We start from the raw sequence: 17,891 nt of genomic DNA on the forward strand, positions 1-17,891 counted from the left end.
GGTCTAATAACGCTCACTTTGTACCCAAGTCCTTTCCAAACTGAGCGGCAAGTGCGGCTTGTTGAAGTACCGGGAGCGCATAACCATCGATGCGTTCCGGCCAAGTTGGGTTTACCGTTTCGATCGTCCAGCCTAACTGGCGTAAGTAGTCGACTTCACCAACCATGACCTTCATCACATCGGTATCTACAGCAAAGCCAAGCCCAAGATCTGCCGACCAGGCGATACGAAGCGTTTTCGGATCCATGGGTTCAGGATCCAACAGCTGAGCGTTGAAATGCGGTTGTGATAGCGGATCTTCAGGGCACCAGTCATAGAGACTGCGGGCCATAAGAGCGACATCGGCGACATCACGCCCGAGTTGCCTCAAGCTACAACTCGGTGGCCGCAAGTCCGGCGTCGAGCGCCTGGCCTGCTGCGCGCATTGGTGGCACAGGTTCTATCAAGCGCAGAAGGTGCAGCCCAAGGGCAAAGCCGAGCGGGCTGATGTGGCGCTGAGCCTGATCACCAAACTTTACGGCATCTAACGCGACCTCAAGGAGGTGGGCGTAGAACGATACTACCAGGGCCATCAGCAGCACAGCCAGCTGATGCTGGCTCAACTTAAAAGCTGGCTAGAGCGCTACATTAAATCGGCGATCTGCCCATCGAAATGGGATTTATGGGGCGTTTACAGAAAAAGCGGTCACCATCTGCGAATTACATTGGCGTTAATGCCGGAGCTCAAAGCGACACTGCCCGCCGAAGCGTTTGGTTGAACGCGCTCCTAAACATTCTGGACCTTGAATGACTTATGGTAAGGGTTTCGCTGACGCATGAGCATCCGCTTACAAGGGCTAAAGATGAAGTCCACTTAAATGGGTGGATACTCGCGTCCTTATTTTAAGGATTAGGTAGGTGTATTGGCCGGACGCTTACCTTAGCGGTTATTTAACTTTGAAGTAGTATCCTCCGCCATCTACTAACCCATGGGCTCTTTTGGGTGACCAGTACACTTGTTCTGTGAATAGCGGCAACTCTTTGATAGTAAGTATCTCACCATTCTTTAATCTAGGCTCGCCTCTTTCGAGTAGGATCGTCTCACAAAATTTGTACTGGCTTCTTACTTTTTCCACATGCCCAAGTTTATTCAATAGCTTTATCGCCGCATCTAGTCGCTCAGCATTAGCCCGTCCTCTTAGACCTGAAGGTCCCTTCTGTTTGACGTCAGTCAGCGTAAAGCTGACCATCTCACCTTTCACTAAGTTATTTGGTAATGACTCGTATAGAGAACTTGGCTGAAGGGAATTACTTCTTCTCTGAATTGCAGGTCTGGATTCGCCAGGCGGGAGCAATCTAATAAGAAAGTGGGCGAGGTTGTTTGCATCAGTAACAAGCTGCGGCTCGCCAGCTAAGTTTTCAATAAAGTGTTTCGAGCATACTAGAGCGAAATTCCAAGCGAACTCTAAAGTGGCACGGTCTATGTCTTTATCGAGCTCTGAAGATCTTTCAAAAGCATGCAGGATGGCAGACAGACGGGTTACGTTTTCCAGTAGTTTAGAGGCGTGATCCTTTGCGTAGTAATATAAGCCGTTTTCTTGCATTTCTTGTTCGAGGTACTGACTACACTCGTACCAAAAATCCGCAGCTGGCTCTGAGAAGCGTAGCACCTGACGCTCCGATGATGAAACGGTTAATTTCATACACTCGAGGATGCGAGCATTGAATTTTTGCTGGCGAAATTGCGTATGTTGCTGACCACTGACGTGAACTCGTTGCCCAGCCATTGAGCGGGGCTTGACGACTAAAAAGCGAGCCAGAAATCCAGTGCCGCGTGCCTCCTCACCGCGCTTGGCCATGAACTTGGCAATCACGCTTGGCTGCGCCATTAGCGACAAGGTGAGTCGTGCACCCTCGAGATTGATATTCCCCCTAGAAACACGATCGACGTTAACGGTACCACCATCCCAAAGGGTGTTTAGCTTATCTAGCTCGCCTAGCGCCTTTCCACTAAATATGCTGCTCGCTTCACTGGTAAGTAGACATCCGTTTGGATTGTTTACATCAAGCATCTGCACAAGCGCCTGCGGGGTAGTATCTTCATATAGAAACGCACCCGAGGTAGCGGGCTGTGGCTCGGATCTCACGTGTTCCTCAAGCGCTTCGTGGGCAATGCGAGTCGCGCGTTCGTCTTCTCCCACCGCAGATTTGTTGTAGATCCGCTCTAGAAGGCGTTTGCGGATTGTCCAAATTTGGTGCTGGATCCGATGCTCAGAAAGAGCAGCCTTGTGGGCCCTGTGCGCTTCGTTGTTGAGCGCATGGATACCCGCAAAAAAATAATTCTGCGTTGCAGTTTTGCGCTCCCCGGATTCTGCAATTGTGAGCAGCATTAGCGAGGCAGGTACCTTGTTCCTAGTAGGCATCTCTACATCAATGCGTCCCTGGCAGGCCGTAGAGATCGATCCTAACGCGCACATATAAGCCATTTCATAAGACACCTGTAGCTCTCGTACAGCCTCTCTCACTGCAGCCTCGATCAAGCTGTGCTCGTGAAAGCGTGGCCATCCATCGGCATAGTCTGGTTTAACAGTGCGGGATGATTCGACTTGTTTTTCATTGGTATCTTCCATAATCACTCCGCGATTTCTGCTATTCCTAGCGAGAATAGCAGGGTTTTCTGCAGAAAATTCTGAATATTCAGCTATCCAGCTTGAATCCTGGCTCTGCTCTTTCGTCATGCGAGCTTCCCAACATGGTAGGGGTGAAGAGGTGTCGCTTAGGGTTAGTGATTGCCGCCCCGCCGGTAATTTTTTACAAACACCGCCTTTCCTCTGGACGAACAAGAGGAGCTCCGTTCATGAGGATTATTCGTTTGAAAGAAGTTATGGAAACGACAGGCTTGGCACGGTCAACAGTCTACAAGTATATTTCAGAAGGCATATTCCCAAAGCCGGTTTCCTTGGGAGAGCGTTGCGTTGGTTGGGTAGAAAGTGAAGTTCAGGAATGGATTTTGGCTAGGATTGAAGAGCGTGATCTGGCCAAGGAGAGCCTGCTAGGGCCATAGGTATTTAAAGTAGCTTTCTTATAAGCCATGACTAGATAAGCACCTCGTCATGGCTTTATGCCTATTCAATTGTTTGCATGAGAATCTCAGATAATTCCCTTCGCAAACCTATAGCTAAAATGCCGTGTAATATAGTTGAATCTGCTTGCCATTACTTTGAATGGCTTGGGCTAATCATCAGGCATAAAGCTGGTTTTATTGATATTCAATATACAGCTCTTTCTGTTTTAGTAGATACCTATTAGTAACTATATCTCATATAGAGATAGAAAGTAACTCTAACTATAGAGACTTGCTATATACAAAACTCCTGTCGAGAGGAAGGAAAAGATAAGGCTCGGGTTAAAAGTTACCGAGAGGGGTGCTGGTATGTATTCACCCAAACCAGAGCCCAACATGAACAAAAGAATCACCTTCTCTCAATCCGACCTTGCTATCCAAATTGAGAGTCTTGTAGACGCCATTGAGAATACAGAAAGACCAGCCTTTGAAATAGGCCAAACTCGATCTGGGTACGAACGAGTTTGGCCAACTAGGCTATCCAAGTACTTCAACTCTATTCAACAGATGCTTAATCTCTTCGAAGGCAATTACCCTTATATCTACAGCGAGCACCTTCAAGCATTTTGGATGGCTTGTCAGGATATTGGCCTAGAGCGAGGTTTATCGGGGCTAGTATGCTTGAATGAGCAGAACACTGAGTATTTGGACTTTCACCACAGCATGAATGTCCTGGTAGCCAGGATTAGACAGCTAACACATGAGCAGTGGTATCAACGTAGGCAAAGTGATCGCCGGTATGAAGCAGGGCAGCACCAACTTACCATTGCAAAGTACATCAATCAGGTTTTGGATCGTTATTCGCGTACGGTAGTGGTTAGGGTCGATCTGCATTACCTAAGCCTTGCTCAGGTCAGGCTGCGTATCGAACATGTGTTTAGGGATCTGGAAAAACTGATCAGGGCACGTGAGCGTAATTCGATCTTTGATCATGAGACCGGCTATATCTGTAGTGTTGAGCAGGGCAAGAGTAAGGGCTATCACATTCACTGCGCTTTCTTCTTCAACGGGGCAGAGGTGCGTAGCGATTTCTTCAAGGCCAGAAAGATCGGTGACCTATGGAAGGAGATTACTCAAGGACGGGGTTACTACCATAGCTGTAATGAGGCCAAGGAGTCGTATGGGAGTGAAGTTGGCATCGGCCCTATAAGGCGGGACGACTCTTGCGCTCGGGATAAGGTATTAAAAGCTATCCAGTATTTGGCCAAAGAAGGCCAGCATCTACGCCTAAAACCTACGGGTAGCCGTTGTATACGGATGGGGCGCATAGCACGACCCCTGTAGCGATCATAGTGAGGAATGCGTCCTAAAGCTGTTTTCGCAAATAGACTGGGACGCTTGCCGCAGGGTATGGGTGAACCATCTTTGAAAAAGCTGGCGAGTTTACCTGACGCCAGTGTTTCGCTATGGTCTATTTAATCTTCTGATTCGATCAATTTGAAGGCTAAGTCCCTCTGCAATTCAAAGCCGGCAGGGCACTACAGCAGTGAAAGTCGCTACTCGTTCTTCGTTAGACTTATCGAGAGGGCCTGTACTGATTGTTATGCTATTACCTTGTTTCAGGAGTCTCGCGTCAACAACGTGTGCACTTTCCCCCGGATAAACACCGCTTCGCCATAAGACTGGATGCTGGAGCCCATAATCACCTCCTTGGAAAAAGGCAGTATACGTGCGCATCTGGTAGCTCCGGCTACCGTAAGTCGGGCCTACTAGGTGTTGTTTAAAAGTAGGAAGGAACTAGTGGCGTATGAGTATAGATAGGATGGCCTAGGGTACAAGGCCGGTACGTATGGTCGAGAGAGATAAGGTAGGTTAGTCGGTAGCACCATCACCTGCTGATCCAGCTAAACAGAGAGCCTATTACACAGTAGGACATGTGGGTTTAGAGGGGGTGAGATGATCAGTCGTATAAAAAAGTCCTAGGTAGATGCGCTGGGGCTACTACCAGTCAATCAAGTGGAGGGTTCACATCCCGAAAAATGCTGAGTACCGAGTCGATCGTGAGATCTCTCGAAACGAGGTCGATAAGCTGCCAAAGTTGTTCTACCGAGCCAGCTACCTATGTAAGAAAACCATCGAGTCCTACGGGGATCGTTAGCGATGATTCAGCACCAGCAGAGGAGGCTAATTGCCTACTTGCTGCGTTCTAGCACCATGCTTGTGGAATCCTGGCCAGCCGGTGGTTTAGGCTCAGGCCAGGAATCTAGGATGATGTGACCGCTGCGGGCACAGTGTTGGTGGATGGGCAAACGGGTAGGCGATACTAGAACAGAGCGTGTCGTTGGTGACGACGTATAAGCTCAACGGGTCGCTAAAAATCCATTTTGAGTACAGGTTGAGCTCATTGCCTGGCTTCACTCGTGCGTCTTTAATCTGACGACCTGGTTGGCTGGTCCTTGGGTGTGAATGACCAGATTAGGGCTTTTTGAAGCAAGGTAGCCCAATGGCTGATCGAGTATGAAAGGGTAGAACACTGCCAAGGACGATAGGGCCGGTACTGATAGCGGCTTGCCTACGTAGCGCAGTGCTGCCTCGATCAGCCAGGCAACCATCTGTTCGTTGTTGAACACGACGGGTTGCATGCGGATAAGGCGCTTACCTTTTTCCACTCGCTCAATGGCGCCCCAGCTCGCTTGGGATTGCAGGACCATGTTGGTCATGCGGTAGGTGCCTTCCCGCTCACCATAGACTTCGCTCATGCGGCGATGTACTTCTGTCGAGGCGCAGTCTCCCTGTAGTGCGGACAAGCGGCCTACCAGTTCGGCGACCTTGCCAAAGAATGGGTAACTGGCGATTCCCATTCCCCAGGTCAGGGCAGCGGCTGGAACGCCAGGGTTGGCCTTGTAGAGGGCGATACCGCGTTCAGCGAAGCTGGCAAGTTCCGGTCGCGGTTCGAGCCATAGGCGATTCAGTACGGTGCGCGTCTTCTTGCGTGCCGCCACGCCGAGCCCAGCCTCATCCAACAGAGCATTCAAGTCATCGGGCTCCGCCAGGCCGGCACGCACCCGTAACGCTGCTGATGCCCAGTCCAGCGCTATGTATCGGTCGAATCCGATTTTGGGGGCAGGCGGATTGGTCGTTTTCAATTGACGTAACTCACTTTCACAAAGGGCACGATAAGTTCTTCCAGGGACATGCCACCGTGGACCACTACCTGGCCACCCTTTGGAACAAAGGCTCCGCGCTCTCCTGCAAACAGCGGCATGAAGTTGGCCGGCAGGCCAGCGATATCGAGACGAAAGCTGTCCGGTATCGCAGTTGCTGTCTCGGCAATCATGGTTTCACTGCGATAGGTACGCACCCTTTCGCCACGCAGCTCTGAGGCAACCCCCTGGTTCGGGCGACCCACGCCCATGGCTTCCGCATTGCCGTGGTCGGCGGTCAGGTAGATGTGGAAGCCCTGGTCGAGCAGCATTGCAAACAGCCGATCAACAAATCCTGACTCGCACCAGCTGTTGATCTGCGTAGCCACTCCGCGTTTGCCGAGCACAGCACCGTGGATGATTTCATCCACAGTATCCACCACTAGGCCAGCGACTTTTAAGGCGGGATTCGAGAGCAGTTCCTGCAGCTCCGGCAGCTCATCGGTGCGCTTGATCGCCTTTCGATAGAAGATCTCGTTAGCACGTAACCCCTGGTCCTGCCAGAACCGAGTCCAATGCTGGGGTTCTTTTGAGGTTGTTTCAATGTGCTCGGCGAACTCGCGTGGTCGCAGGCCAGAGAATAACGCCTGCCTGGAAATGGACGTCAGCGTGGGCAGCCAGGCAAAGCAGGCGTTTTCATCAAACATCAGACGCGGCGCATGCTGGATAAGGTTCTCGCGAATCTGTGTCCACTGATCGACAGCCAACCCGTCGAAGACGACCAGCGCAATTTTTTCCTCACCGTTTGCTCGACGCATCGCCAGGTAGCGGGGAACCTGATGCACCATCACCGGACCCTTGGCAGCGGGCAGGGAAGGTAAGTCAGCATAGTGCGCCTGAACCCAGGTTTGCAGCTCACTGTCGGCGCGAGCCACCAGGTCCTTCATGTCCGCCTTCAGGCCTTCTGCGCGCGCAGCATCCAGGCTGTGGAAACGCGAGATCACTTCGCCGAGGCGCCGCGCAAAGTGGGTCCAGTCCCTGTGAGGCGATGTGGCGCTAGGCAGCTCTTCACTGAGACTCTTGATACCCTCCAGCACCAGGTTGCGCATAGCTGCCGGATCCTGCACCACCCCGGCTTTTGCCCATTGCGGCAAGCTGACCGGCACGCCCTGAATGGCCAGCGGGTGTAGCGTGCCGTCCAGGAACATCGAATCAACGATTACGCGGATGTCGTGATGTTCGAAGGGAATGTCGAGCTGCGGTATGTAGTCCGGCGCTACCGGCTCCGCCGTGCGTCTGCCGATTAGCTCCAGTTTGTTCAGGTAGCGGTACCAGGCGTCCTGCACCACACGCAGCGCAAAACTTCTGTTGGAGAACAGCTCGGTAATCGGGCTGCTGGCGAACACCGGTCGGTCGGCCAACACCTGGTGGATATGCCCGGCCAGGGTCTGAGGTAGCAGCGTCTCGCGGTAGTGCAGCCGCAGCAGCTCACGCCATAGATCTTCTGGTCGGGTAATCAGGTGGGGGCTTACCCGGTAGATATGCGTCAGCACAAATTCTTTGGTGGCGGCTTCGCCCATCGCCTGAGTCGCGTGGCGCGCCTGCGCCTCGAATAGTGACGGCAGGATTTCACTACCCAGCTGCCTAAGTACCGTATAGCTCAGTTTTGGGAACAGTTCTGCGAGCGAGAGACTGACCTTGCGCGCTTGGCGTAAATAATCCCAAGGCAGCTCAGCAGTGCTGGAATCGCGAACCTGAATGACTAAGGCGCTGGGTGCATGGGGCTCGCCAGCCTCCCAGGCAGCGCGGTAGCGTTCTTCGTACTCGGCCCGAAAGGCGATGCTGTCCTCGAATGGCAGTACCTCGAAACCACGCTCACGCAGCCCGGCCAGCACCTGCTCGTCCAGCAGCATATTGTCCGGGTCCGCCACGATCCACAGCCGGGCCAGATCGGATGGGAACTCCTTCAGAATGCGATCAGCCAGCAGCGTGCTGCGATTGGCGGCATTGTCCTCGGATAAATACGTCATGCTGCGGCCCCTCCCGCCGAGCCAATGCGCAGTATCAGCACGGCATTCAGTTCTGGCGTGCAGGCTTCTGCTTCCGCCAGATCTGCCATACGGGCCTGGTGTTCGGTTTCAAGGCGCTTACGCCGGTGCTCGCGGACGGCAGGCAGGCCGATTCGCCCAATGGCCTGAAAGCGTGACTCAAAGGCATAGCGGGCGCGCTCACGCTCCTCAGTGAGCCAGGTTCGGTGCTCTTCCTGCAGCTGGGAGAATAGCCGTTCACCCTGACCTTTGGCTGCCGTTAGCGATTGCTCAAAGAGCGCGATTGCATGCTCACTGTCCGGGTCCGCCGTCAGGCGCACATCTTCGGTCAGCAACAGATCCCAGATCCTCTTGGCTGTAGGGACAAAGCTGCGTCCATCATCGGTAACAAAGACCGGCAGGAAGCGGCGCCGGGTGAAGTTGGCCGAGCTATTGGAGGCGGCCAGGCTCACGTTCCATAGTGACCAGGTGCCCTGCACGGTGTCAGGCAGCCCGGTTACCTGTACGACAGGCAGCGGCTGTCCAGCCACGCAGCGCGGCAGATCTCCGATCAGCGCACGGGCTCGGGTGTCTTCCAGCGTGATCCACTCCATCTCCGGGTTCTGCTCAGCGGTTCGCGCATCGAAGCAGACCGGAAAAGACTCACTGCCGTCCGCCCACGTTAAACGCCAGGCATGGTCTGACTGCTCCGCTGCGCCACCTCGGGTGGGCAAGCCGGTTGTCACCGCACGCTCCAGCCAGTACTGCGCCGGATGGTCCCGCCATTTCTGGGACTCAACCGCTTCCAGCGAGTGATCATCGGTCAGCAGATCCGTATCGGCGCGGCTCAAGGCCACTTTCTCGCGTACCTGGTTGATGACTGCGTCGCACTCCTTGTCGATGGAGTCTGGGTCTTGTAGGCCATACACAAACAGCTCATCAAACAGCGGCTCGACTTCCACGGAGTCCATCACGTCGGCGGCTTTGTCGACACCGAACTCCTGGGCAATGATCTCCAGTTTCTGCTCCAGCACCTCGCGCACCCGGTGCTCCACCGTGTCTTCCAGCACGAAGTTGATCGCGCGCACCACATGGGGCTGGCCAATGCGGTCGACACGGCCGATTCGCTGTTCCAGGCGCATCGGGTTCCAGGGCATATCGAAGTTGACGATCACATGGCAGAACTGCAGGTTCAGGCCCTCACCGCCGGCGTCGGTAGAGATCAGTACCCGTGCCTCTCGGGAAAATGCCTGCTGGGCGCGGGTGCGCGCCTCTAGATCCATGCCACCGTTAAGCAGGACAATGGAAAACCCGCGGCTTTCCAGAAACTCGGCCAGCATGGCTTGGGTGGGCACAAACTCGGTGAACACCAGCACTTTCAGTTCTGGGTCGTTCTCTTCCTGTTGCAGCTTGTAGATCAGCTCCAGCAGCGCTTCGGCCTTGGCATCGGTGCCTTGCCGCTCGGTTTCCCGAGCCAGATCAAGCAGCATCTCGACTTCGGCTTTCTCCTGCTCCCAGTTGCTGGCCTGCAGCGCCACGTCGAGTTGTGACTGCCCGTCGAGCTCAGCCCACTCGTCCAGGTCCACGCTATCAAACAGCGTAGCCTGTGGCTGTGGCGCATCCAGCAAGGCCTGGCGTCTCTCCAGCGTGGCACGGATGGCTGCGGTGCTGGAAGTCACCAGCCGCTGCATCAGGATCATCAGAAACCCGATGTGGCGCTGCTTGGCGGCCATGGCCTGGTTGTAGCCGTGGCGCACATAGTCGGTGACTGCGTCATACAGCTGCTTCTGCGCCGTGTGCCGTGCCTGCCAGGCAACCGCCTGCAGCCGCGTGGAGCGTGGCTTGAACAAGGGCTGGCCATCGGCGTTGATGGCGGAACGCTTTTCGGTGCGGATGACAAAGGGCTGCACCCGGTCACGGTGTATGCTGCCCTCATCAACAAAGGCCTCGCGGTCGAGCAACTGCATCAGGCGCAAGAACTGATCAGTCTTGCCCTGGTGTGGCGTAGCGGACAGCAGCAACAGGTAGGGCGCAGCCTCTGCCAGAGCGGCGCCCAGCTTGTAGCGGGCGACCTGGTCAGTACTGCCGCCCATGCGGTGGGACTCATCAATAATCACCAGATCCCATCCGGCGGAAACCAGATCTTCGAAACGCTCGCGGTTGTAGCTGTTGAGTTGTTCCAGGCTCCAGCCACGGCGGCCGTCAATGGGCTTGACCGAGTCGAGCGACACAATCACCTGGTCATGCATGGCCCAGAGGTTGTCGTCGTTCTGGGCGCCCTCGGCGCGCCATGCGCGAAAGGCGGCCAGCTCGGTGGCTTCAATAAAGCGCAATTGCTCGCCGAAATGCAAACGCATCTCTGCCTGCCATTGCCGAATCAGGCCTTTGGGGGCCACCACCAGCACCCGTCGCACCATGCCGCGCAGCTTCAGCTCGCGCAGGATCAGGCCGGCCTCGATGGTTTTGCCCAAGCCCACCTCGTCCGCCAGCAGGTAACGAATACGGTCGCGGCTCATGGCCCGGTTCAGTGCGTACAGCTGGTGTGGTAGCGGCACCACACTGGACTGGATAGGGGCCAGCAGCAGGTTGTCTTCCAGGGCATCCAGCAGCTTTGCGGATGCCGCCGTATGCAGGATCTGCTCAATCGCCGGACGCACCGCTGCCAGATCATCGAGATCCTGGACGCGGGCACGCACCACCGTATTCTTGGCCGGCAGCCACACACGATAGGCCACTTCGCCCCACACGTCCTGGCGTTCAACGACACGGCACGGGGTCGCCTGCCGGACGAACCAGCACCAATCGCCAATGGCAAAATCGTGCGGCGGCTGTGTCATTGGCTGTCCTCAATCCGCAGGCTCGGCACTGGTTTAGTTTCATGGTGCTTAACCGCGTCAGCCGTCGCTTCACTGCATTGGCGAGCTTGCCCGGTAACTTCCCCGGTGACCTGATCCCGACTTGGTCCCAACTTGGTCCCGACCTGATCCCTGGGGGGGCCGAGCACCACCCGGGCATGCCGGGTAGTGCTGATCAGCTGGCTATGGATCGCCGTGTGGGTCACAAGCTATCCTCGGTACGAGTCAGCGCCTGGTCGTACCAGAGCAGCAGCTTTTCGTCTTCCTGCAGCGCCTCGTCGGGGATCTTCTTGGCGACGGCAATGATGGTCTGGTAATCCTTCTTGCCCCAGGCCTCCTTGAAGCCGGTGCGCAGTACTTCCAGGCGGAACTCCTTGAGACGGCGGCCGGTGAAGGCCTGGTACACCTGAAACTCCTTGAGCAGCGCCTTTTCGCGTTTCTTCTCCAGATCCTGTGCCTTGTTCGGGTCGGGCACAAACCAGCGGTCTTTGGCTTTGGCGATTAGGCGCGGATCGCTCTTCTCCAGGCCACGCAGGTCCTTGTGATTGGTGGAGAGGTAGCTGTGGATCTGGCTCGGCACATCGCCGCTGCCGTCATATTTCAGAAAGTTGTTTTCCAGCAGTGCCATCAACTCCGGCTTGGCTTCATGCTTCTTCCAGCCAGCGCCCAACTGAGTGGTAAACTCGGGGTGAACTTCCTGATAAGTCGAAGGGCGGCGCTTGAGGAAGTCAGCCAGCCAGTCGATGGCGCTGCGCTCGTCGGAGACGAACAACTCCATTTGCGGTGCTTGGGCCACCTGAGCGCGCTTCTTGTCATATTCGGCGACTTGTTCGGGTAGGAAGACCATACCGTCGCGCTCAGGGAGGCGGCTACGCAGACCAGAGAGAAACTCATCGTTGGAGATCGGTACCGGCACATCGTGGCGTACGAACCAGGCCACCATCCGGTCGAAAATCCGGCGCGGATCGCGCTCAACAATGAACTCCAGCTCACCATTGCGGGCTTTTACAACTGACAGGTTATGCAAATGGGTCTGTACAAAGTCCCAAGCAGAGTCAACAGTCGCCCCCTGCTTGTTCAAGCGCTCTTCGAGCCCACCATTCGGCTTGTAAACGGAAATGACCAGGTCCTGCTTGACCGTGTTCGGCGACATAACCTGCTGGAAACTGCCTTGCTTCTTATCGAGCGCAGTGACTTCGGCGACGACAAAACCTGTTTGTTGCAAGGCTACCTGGATCGTGTTCCAGACAGCAGCCTTGCTATTAGAGAACACCACTGTCATCCAGCGTCCAGGTTTGAGCACCCGATAGTATTCCGCGAAGCAGCTATACATTAGGTGCTGATACTCGGCGATGCCTTTCTGACGAACGCGATCAACGATGGCTTCGGGGTTGGGGTCCGTTTTTACGGCATGCCAGGACTCAACCAAGAAGTTCAGATCCGAGTAATAAATGTTTTCACCGAAGGGTGGGTCGGTGAAGATGTAATCAATCGAGTTGCCCGACAAGGGGAGCTTTGCGGCTGTGCCAGTCGTGATTACAGAAGTAGGTGCTTGCTTAAATGGGAGAAACGTTTTGACCAAACGATCTAGTTTCCCGCTCAGAATATACCAAGGACTGCACTCCGCGGTTTGGGAGGCGACGTAGTAGACCCCAGTCAGAAACTGATTAACCTGAGAGAAGCCTGTTGGTCTATAGCGGTTTAGGATTGATGCAGTCCAAAAAGCTTGTTCAACCATAAACAGCAGCATGTTTCGCGTGCGTGGGTCCGAACTTACCTTGGCCTTGCTCCAGAGGAGTGCCATTGCTTGTGCCGCACGTGGCAAGAACATGAAATGGATTGCAGCCGAGTTTGTTGTTTTCATGCGGCCAACCCGAGTCATTTGACAGTCGGGGAAGCGATCAACCGGCAGGTCTTTGGGAACTGGTAGCTGGGCAATTTCCGCGATGCGTTCTAAGTCGGCCTCGTCCGGCTTTTTGGTGTACGCTGTCTTACCGACTTTGTACGTGATTAGCGTTGGCATCCGCTTTGGGCGGCTTTCCGTTGCTCCAGTTGAGGGGTCGATAAAGGTTTCGAAACGCAGATCCATCTGTTCCTTCTTGCCTTGGGCGCCGCAGTGTGGACACGTCAAAACATCCGCTACTGCTTTCGTTTCTTCATCCAGAGCAGCTTCAGTGAACACAATTTCACCTGCGCATGCTGAGCAGTTTAGCACTTCGCTCCATACGGTATAGTCGATGCGAGCCACAGTCTTGCCATCGCTGTGTAGAGTCTCGTACATCCAGCCGATTTCCTGCTCGACCTCTTTGAGCAACTGCTTGCCTGCCTTGGCAAAGGCATTTACATCAAATGGGATGTTGTAATTGGCACCGATAAAGGTGGCTGCAGGGGACAGGTCGTTGAGTACGACGCGTCGTGTGCCCCACTGAGGGGCTTTGCGACCTTCCTGCTTCCAGTCCATTTCGATTTCGTGCCGGTAGCTGGCCGGGGCGGTTCCACACCACTGGGCGGCAACTCCGGTCATACCGGAACCAGCAAAACCATCCAGCACGATGTCACCGGGCTGAGTGTAGTGCAGGATCGACGGCACAATGGCCAGGTGCGGCACTTTGGTGTGGTAAGAATGTGCCCGATATATGGCGTCTGTCTTGCCGACCGACACGTCAATCGCTAATGGCTCCCGGCTGTACGTCTGTTGCGGGTCGTAGGGCTTCCCGTAGTGCTCAACGAACTTCGCCAGCCAGGGGTTAGGGCAGGCGGTGTAATAAGGCGGATCTGACATGGTCAGAATCGCTTCATCGGTACCCAGTGGAAAGCCATCCTGTTTGCGAAACTCCGGATCTTTTAGCTTTTCAGCCAGCAGCTTCAAATAATGCTCGCGGCGCGCCTGATCGCTAGGGAAGGTTTGGCCCAGGCACTCCACCGGGCCAGCTGCGGCCTCTGATCTCAGATCCAAAGAGTCAGTCGTTTTCATGGTGATTCGTCCGTTGTGTAGTGGCCTGCTGATCAGCATGCCAGGCTCTGAGTTTTATGCCCGCCTCGGTCAGCACATAGCGCTGCTTGGATGAGCGGGGTTTGTCCGGCACGGTCATCCGCAGAATTCCGCCGGTGAGTAATGGTTCTATATGCTGGGCCTTGAAGTAGGGCCGCTGGGTGTAGCCGGTGTGCGCCATTAGCTCGGCCAGCGAGCGGGGCACATCGGCGTGGCTGACGATCTGCCATTGGGTATCGGTCAACTGAACAAGTGTCTGAACATGTTCAACAGCCAGCTGAACAACTTGTTCAGGTACTTGTTCAGTCGCGCCCTGATCGTTGCCGGTCACAGTAACTTGCTGCGTTTCCGGGTACGTCTGGGCTTCTCCCTGGCCGAACCGTGCACGCAAGTGCTCGGCCAAGACAAACTGATTGGGAGCGCTGTCGGCTTCCTCCAGAACTACTTGTACAGCCAGTCGCTGGGCCAGCGCCCGGGCTGCTGCGCTGCCCAGCCCAGTGAGGCCCTTGATGTCGGCTAGGTCGATCTGGCCCTGGCGTGTCAGATAAGCGAATACCGCCGCTTCGTGCGTAGACAGGCTGACCCCTAGACTTGCCTGAGCCAGCATCTGGGCTTCGGATATGAGCTTTTCCTTGCACAGCCGCAGGCGAAAGCTCTTCTCTGCCTTGTTGTTTTCGATGACTGGAGGGATGAACCCCAGGGTACGCCAGCTCTCGAAAATGGCACCCACGCCCGTGCCGCCCTGGTCGGATAGGCCGATACGGCGGAAAGCATTGACGATGCTAGGATTGCGAACCTCTTTGTCGCCTGGATCCAGCAGCTGCTCCCGTGAGGCGAAGGCATCGCCGGGATTGAAGAATTCGGTTTGCCTACGAAAGAAGCGGATGGCTGGCACCCGTGTGGTATCGCCGAAGTCCTGATGAATCAGCAGGTTGATGGCGGCCTCACGGAAGGAAATGTAGTCCGGTGGGTCGTCATCGCGCCGCAGAGTGGCGGCATCGACTGAGAACGGCCGCTCGCTGTGCCGGAAGTAGAAGTCAACCACGGCCTGCCAGGACTTGATCAGGTTCTCTTCGACCATGAGGCGGTCGGCCCAGCGAATACTAGGGGAGTATTCTTCAGCAGTGTAGCGATACAGCTGAAGATCAACACTCATGCGCGGCAGTACCTGCCGTACATATTCATCGGCACCTAGCACCAGAATTGCTGCTCTGGTTGGTCTCAGGCTCCCACCGCGCTCCACCAGGAACCCCCACCTTCGCAGGAAGGCGGTGTCGTTATCCGCGCCATCCTTGCCGGGGTTGCTTGCAGCAAAGCGTTCCCGATACCAACTAACGGTAGTCTGATCGAAGCACTGGGTAAGGTCCAGGTCTAGCGGTTCTGCATCGAAGCGATCCGCAGCGGCGTCACGCATAAACCGCATCAGCTCATCAGGCGTGCAGGTATCGTCCCGGCCACCGCGACGGATATAGGCTTTCTTAGGGTTGCCGTCGAGGTAAACCGGCTTCTCGTTGCGCCCGGCCTCTGGAATGTGGAAGACAATGACGGTACCTTCTTCCAAGGCATGGAGCGTGCCGCTGATCGGCAAAAAGATGCTGATCTTGTTGCGGTCCCTGACCTGACCGAGGAAGTCATTCTGTACCTTGTCTGCGTCGATCACACCGGTGACAGTGAAAGTTCTGTTAGCCTCCTTCACGCCGAATACCAGGTAGCCCCCAGCGGTATTGGCAAAGGCGCTGACAGACGACAAGGCGTCCTTGGGCATGGCCCAGCTTGCCTCCTTGAACTCGATATCGTCCCATTCGATGGACTGAAGACGCTCCAGTAGTTCTTCCTTGGTCATTATCACTTCACTAGTTTTTTTGCTTTGGAACGTTCGTCATGAAACAAGTTATTCATGCTAACTCGTCTTCCTAATCAGTCATCTGCCGGAAATCTAGCCCTTCTGGAATCAGCCGCATATTGCTTCATTCCGGCACGCAGGATCTCAAGGAACGTGTGATTACGGCACTCTGCATCGGCTACGATCGCATCGAAAGAAACCACAAATGTAGGCGTAGGAATAATTCGGCCACCTAGATGCGGTGTTTCAAATTCCTGATAAAACACCTTGCCCTTCGAAAAAAGTGGTGTCCACTTCATTTGCCGGAGTCGAAACGCCGCGGTGTCATTGATATCCATAATCGCGTAGTACCAGACTCTTTGAATGTTCTGGCAGTGCGCCACAAGCTTTCCTGCGCGATCAAGTAGCTGATTGACTGCGTAGAAATTGTCCTTTTCCTCGTCAGTCTTTTTCTTTATTTCCACCACCACTACGTCTACCGGCACATCATCGTTTGGGTCCGCTGAGAAGATCATGGCGATATCAGGTCGTCCCGTGTCGCCGATTTTTTCTTCATCAAGTCGTATGGCATTGATGACGGTATCCATGCTCTTCTCACTGAGAATGGTCCGAAACACCATGAACTTGTCGTCTAGCAGCCAGGCATTGTTCTGGTAAACCTCAGACGGCATCTCATCCTGTAAGAACTCCTTGAACCTAGGGACGATGAGGTTATGGATCTCAGATTCGGCGTCATCGGCTGTCATTTCTTTCATGCGGCCGATAATTTTTTCCCGGTATAAGATGTATTCGGTTAGGGTTCGGGATGAGAGTTCAAGCGATTTCTCGTAAGCTGACTCGCTCAGATGTTCGCACTGAAGAATCTCTTTCTGAACACGGAAGAAACGCTGCTGTGCGATGGTTAAAGCATCGTCACGGTCAATCAAGCCGACGGTATCTGTCTCGAAGTAGCCGAGCAGGTGAGGGAATTGCTCCTCAAATTTCGCTCTGACCTTGGCGTTTCTTTCTGTGATTAACGGAATCTGTTCGGCAAGAACCTTGCCAAGCTCCTTGCGCATTACGCGGTACAGGCGTGCTTCCTGTATGCCTTCAGGCAGCACAAGCTTTTGCCTTGAGCTGTCCGCATTGGAGTGAAATATTTCCGACTCAAATAAAAAAACACATAGATAGCCCGCCGGAAAAGACGATGGCGGTATCAGATTGGCCGGTATCGTTCGTCCATCAATACTGAACGCAGTCAATGAGCGCCCCTTACCTGCCACTGACTCAATGTGGTAGTACATGTCGATGCTGGAGATGGCATCTAGGGTATCGTCCTGGATCGTAACCTTGGTCATTGACGGCAAATCGTCTGCCGTTATTGCAGTTTCGTGTGGAAAGAACTCCTTCTGCGTATTGCTTTCATTGGTTTTCAAGTTGATGGAAATCCTGAACACATTTCCATCACGCTTGCGTGCGTCCAAAGTAGGCAAAAACTGCTCGATCAAGAGCGGCTTTAGTGCATCCGGCTTCAGGTCGTCGTAGGACTTAACCCGGTCTTTGGCAAAGCCAGTGAACTCCAACGTGGTCTTGGCTGGTTGCTCGGCTGCAAGATTTTCGAGTGGTGCATTGCCATCAAAAGAATCTTTGAAGATGAAGTGCCTGTGGCACATTCCCCACGTACTAGTCACTTCAACACGATTGAAGTAGTTGAGAAAAACCAAGCGCCCTATGCCTTTATGGAACTTGTCCCTGGGTCGCAGTAGCTTTCTGAAACGCTCGAAATTTTCGTCGGTGAAGCCGTCGCCGTTATCCGAAACAGTTATCTTGAGTGTGTCTGGCTTATCAAATGCTTGTACATCAATATTGATGCTTACATCAGTTGCACCGGCATCCAGAGCGTTGGCAACGGCTTCAAAATACACCAACGTTAATGACGGGTTGGGGAAGAAAAGCCTGATTGCTCCAGATGTTTCAATGTCCATATTCTGCCTCAGTAAGGCCCATGG

Annotated in this window: 11 protein-coding genes and 1 pseudogene; 3 read left to right on the plus strand and 9 right to left on the minus strand. The window is 54.5% G+C overall.

What is annotated here, in order from left to right:
- Nucleotides 1-13: 13 nt before the first annotated feature.
- Complete coding sequence (locus IEX86_RS19015; protein WP_188867708.1) at nucleotides 14-370, minus strand: amidase family protein; 357 nt, start codon at nucleotides 368-370, stop codon at nucleotides 14-16.
- Between the two features lie 25 nt (nucleotides 371-395).
- On the opposite strand from IEX86_RS19015, the pseudogene IEX86_RS25815 reads away from it, so the two are divergent.
- A pseudogene (locus tag IEX86_RS25815) lies at nucleotides 396-623 on the plus strand (IS66 family transposase); the annotation flags it as partial.
- 303 nt (nucleotides 624-926) lie between these two features.
- Here the strand turns inward: IEX86_RS25815 and IEX86_RS19025 are convergent.
- Nucleotides 927-2,717: a YfjI family protein gene (locus IEX86_RS19025; RefSeq protein ID WP_188867710.1), complete on the minus strand. Its 1,791-nt coding sequence runs from the start codon at nucleotides 2,715-2,717 to the stop codon at nucleotides 927-929.
- Between the two features lie 119 nt (nucleotides 2,718-2,836).
- On the opposite strand from IEX86_RS19025, the gene IEX86_RS19030 reads away from it, so the two are divergent.
- Together IEX86_RS19030 and IEX86_RS19035 are read left to right on the plus strand one after the other, a co-directional pair.
- The gene (locus tag IEX86_RS19030; protein WP_188867711.1) at nucleotides 2,837-3,043 is read left to right on the plus strand and encodes a helix-turn-helix transcriptional regulator; all 207 of its coding nucleotides are present in this window, start codon (nucleotides 2,837-2,839) and stop codon (nucleotides 3,041-3,043) included.
- 681 nt (nucleotides 3,044-3,724) lie between these two features.
- Nucleotides 3,725-4,387: a YagK/YfjJ domain-containing protein gene (locus tag IEX86_RS19035; protein WP_308423908.1), complete on the plus strand. Its 663-nt coding sequence runs from the start codon at nucleotides 3,725-3,727 to the stop codon at nucleotides 4,385-4,387.
- A gap of 1,070 nt (nucleotides 4,388-5,457) precedes the next feature.
- On the opposite strand, the gene IEX86_RS19045 is transcribed toward IEX86_RS19035, so the two are convergent.
- The 7 genes from IEX86_RS19045 to IEX86_RS19075 all read right to left on the minus strand — a co-directional run bounded on the left by IEX86_RS19045 (nucleotide 5,458) and on the right by IEX86_RS19075 (nucleotide 17,867).
- Complete coding sequence (locus tag IEX86_RS19045; RefSeq protein ID WP_188867713.1) at nucleotides 5,458-6,189, minus strand: hypothetical protein; 732 nt, start codon at nucleotides 6,187-6,189, stop codon at nucleotides 5,458-5,460.
- Entirely contained in the window at nucleotides 6,186-8,216 is a 2,031-nt protein-coding gene (gene pglZ, locus IEX86_RS19050; protein ID WP_188867714.1) for a BREX-3 system phosphatase PglZ, read from the minus strand. The genes IEX86_RS19045 and pglZ overlap by 4 nt, the downstream gene beginning before the upstream one ends.
- Nucleotides 8,213-10,948: a DEAD/DEAH box helicase gene (locus IEX86_RS19055; RefSeq protein WP_229685415.1), complete on the minus strand. Its 2,736-nt coding sequence runs from the start codon at nucleotides 10,946-10,948 to the stop codon at nucleotides 8,213-8,215. The genes pglZ and IEX86_RS19055 overlap by 4 nt, the downstream gene beginning before the upstream one ends.
- Before the next feature lie 98 nt (nucleotides 10,949-11,046).
- The gene (locus tag IEX86_RS19060; RefSeq protein ID WP_188867716.1) at nucleotides 11,047-11,274 is read right to left on the minus strand and encodes a hypothetical protein; all 228 of its coding nucleotides are present in this window, start codon (nucleotides 11,272-11,274) and stop codon (nucleotides 11,047-11,049) included.
- Complete coding sequence (locus tag IEX86_RS19065; protein ID WP_188867717.1) at nucleotides 11,271-14,042, minus strand: DNA methyltransferase; 2,772 nt, start codon at nucleotides 14,040-14,042, stop codon at nucleotides 11,271-11,273. Before IEX86_RS19065 ends, IEX86_RS19060 begins: the two co-directional genes overlap by 4 nt.
- Entirely contained in the window at nucleotides 14,029-15,903 is a 1,875-nt protein-coding gene (locus IEX86_RS19070; RefSeq protein WP_188867718.1) for an RNA/DNA-binding domain-containing protein, read from the minus strand. Before IEX86_RS19070 ends, IEX86_RS19065 begins: the two co-directional genes overlap by 14 nt.
- 74 nt (nucleotides 15,904-15,977) lie before the next feature.
- Entirely contained in the window at nucleotides 15,978-17,867 is a 1,890-nt protein-coding gene (locus IEX86_RS19075; protein ID WP_188867719.1) for an ATP-binding protein, read from the minus strand.
- Nucleotides 17,868-17,891: the final 24 nt, after the last annotated feature.

Origin of the sequence: Pseudomonas asuensis, from assembly GCF_014646755.1 — a bacterium.
Taxonomy (GTDB): domain Bacteria; phylum Pseudomonadota; class Gammaproteobacteria; order Pseudomonadales; family Pseudomonadaceae; genus Chryseomonas; species Chryseomonas asuensis.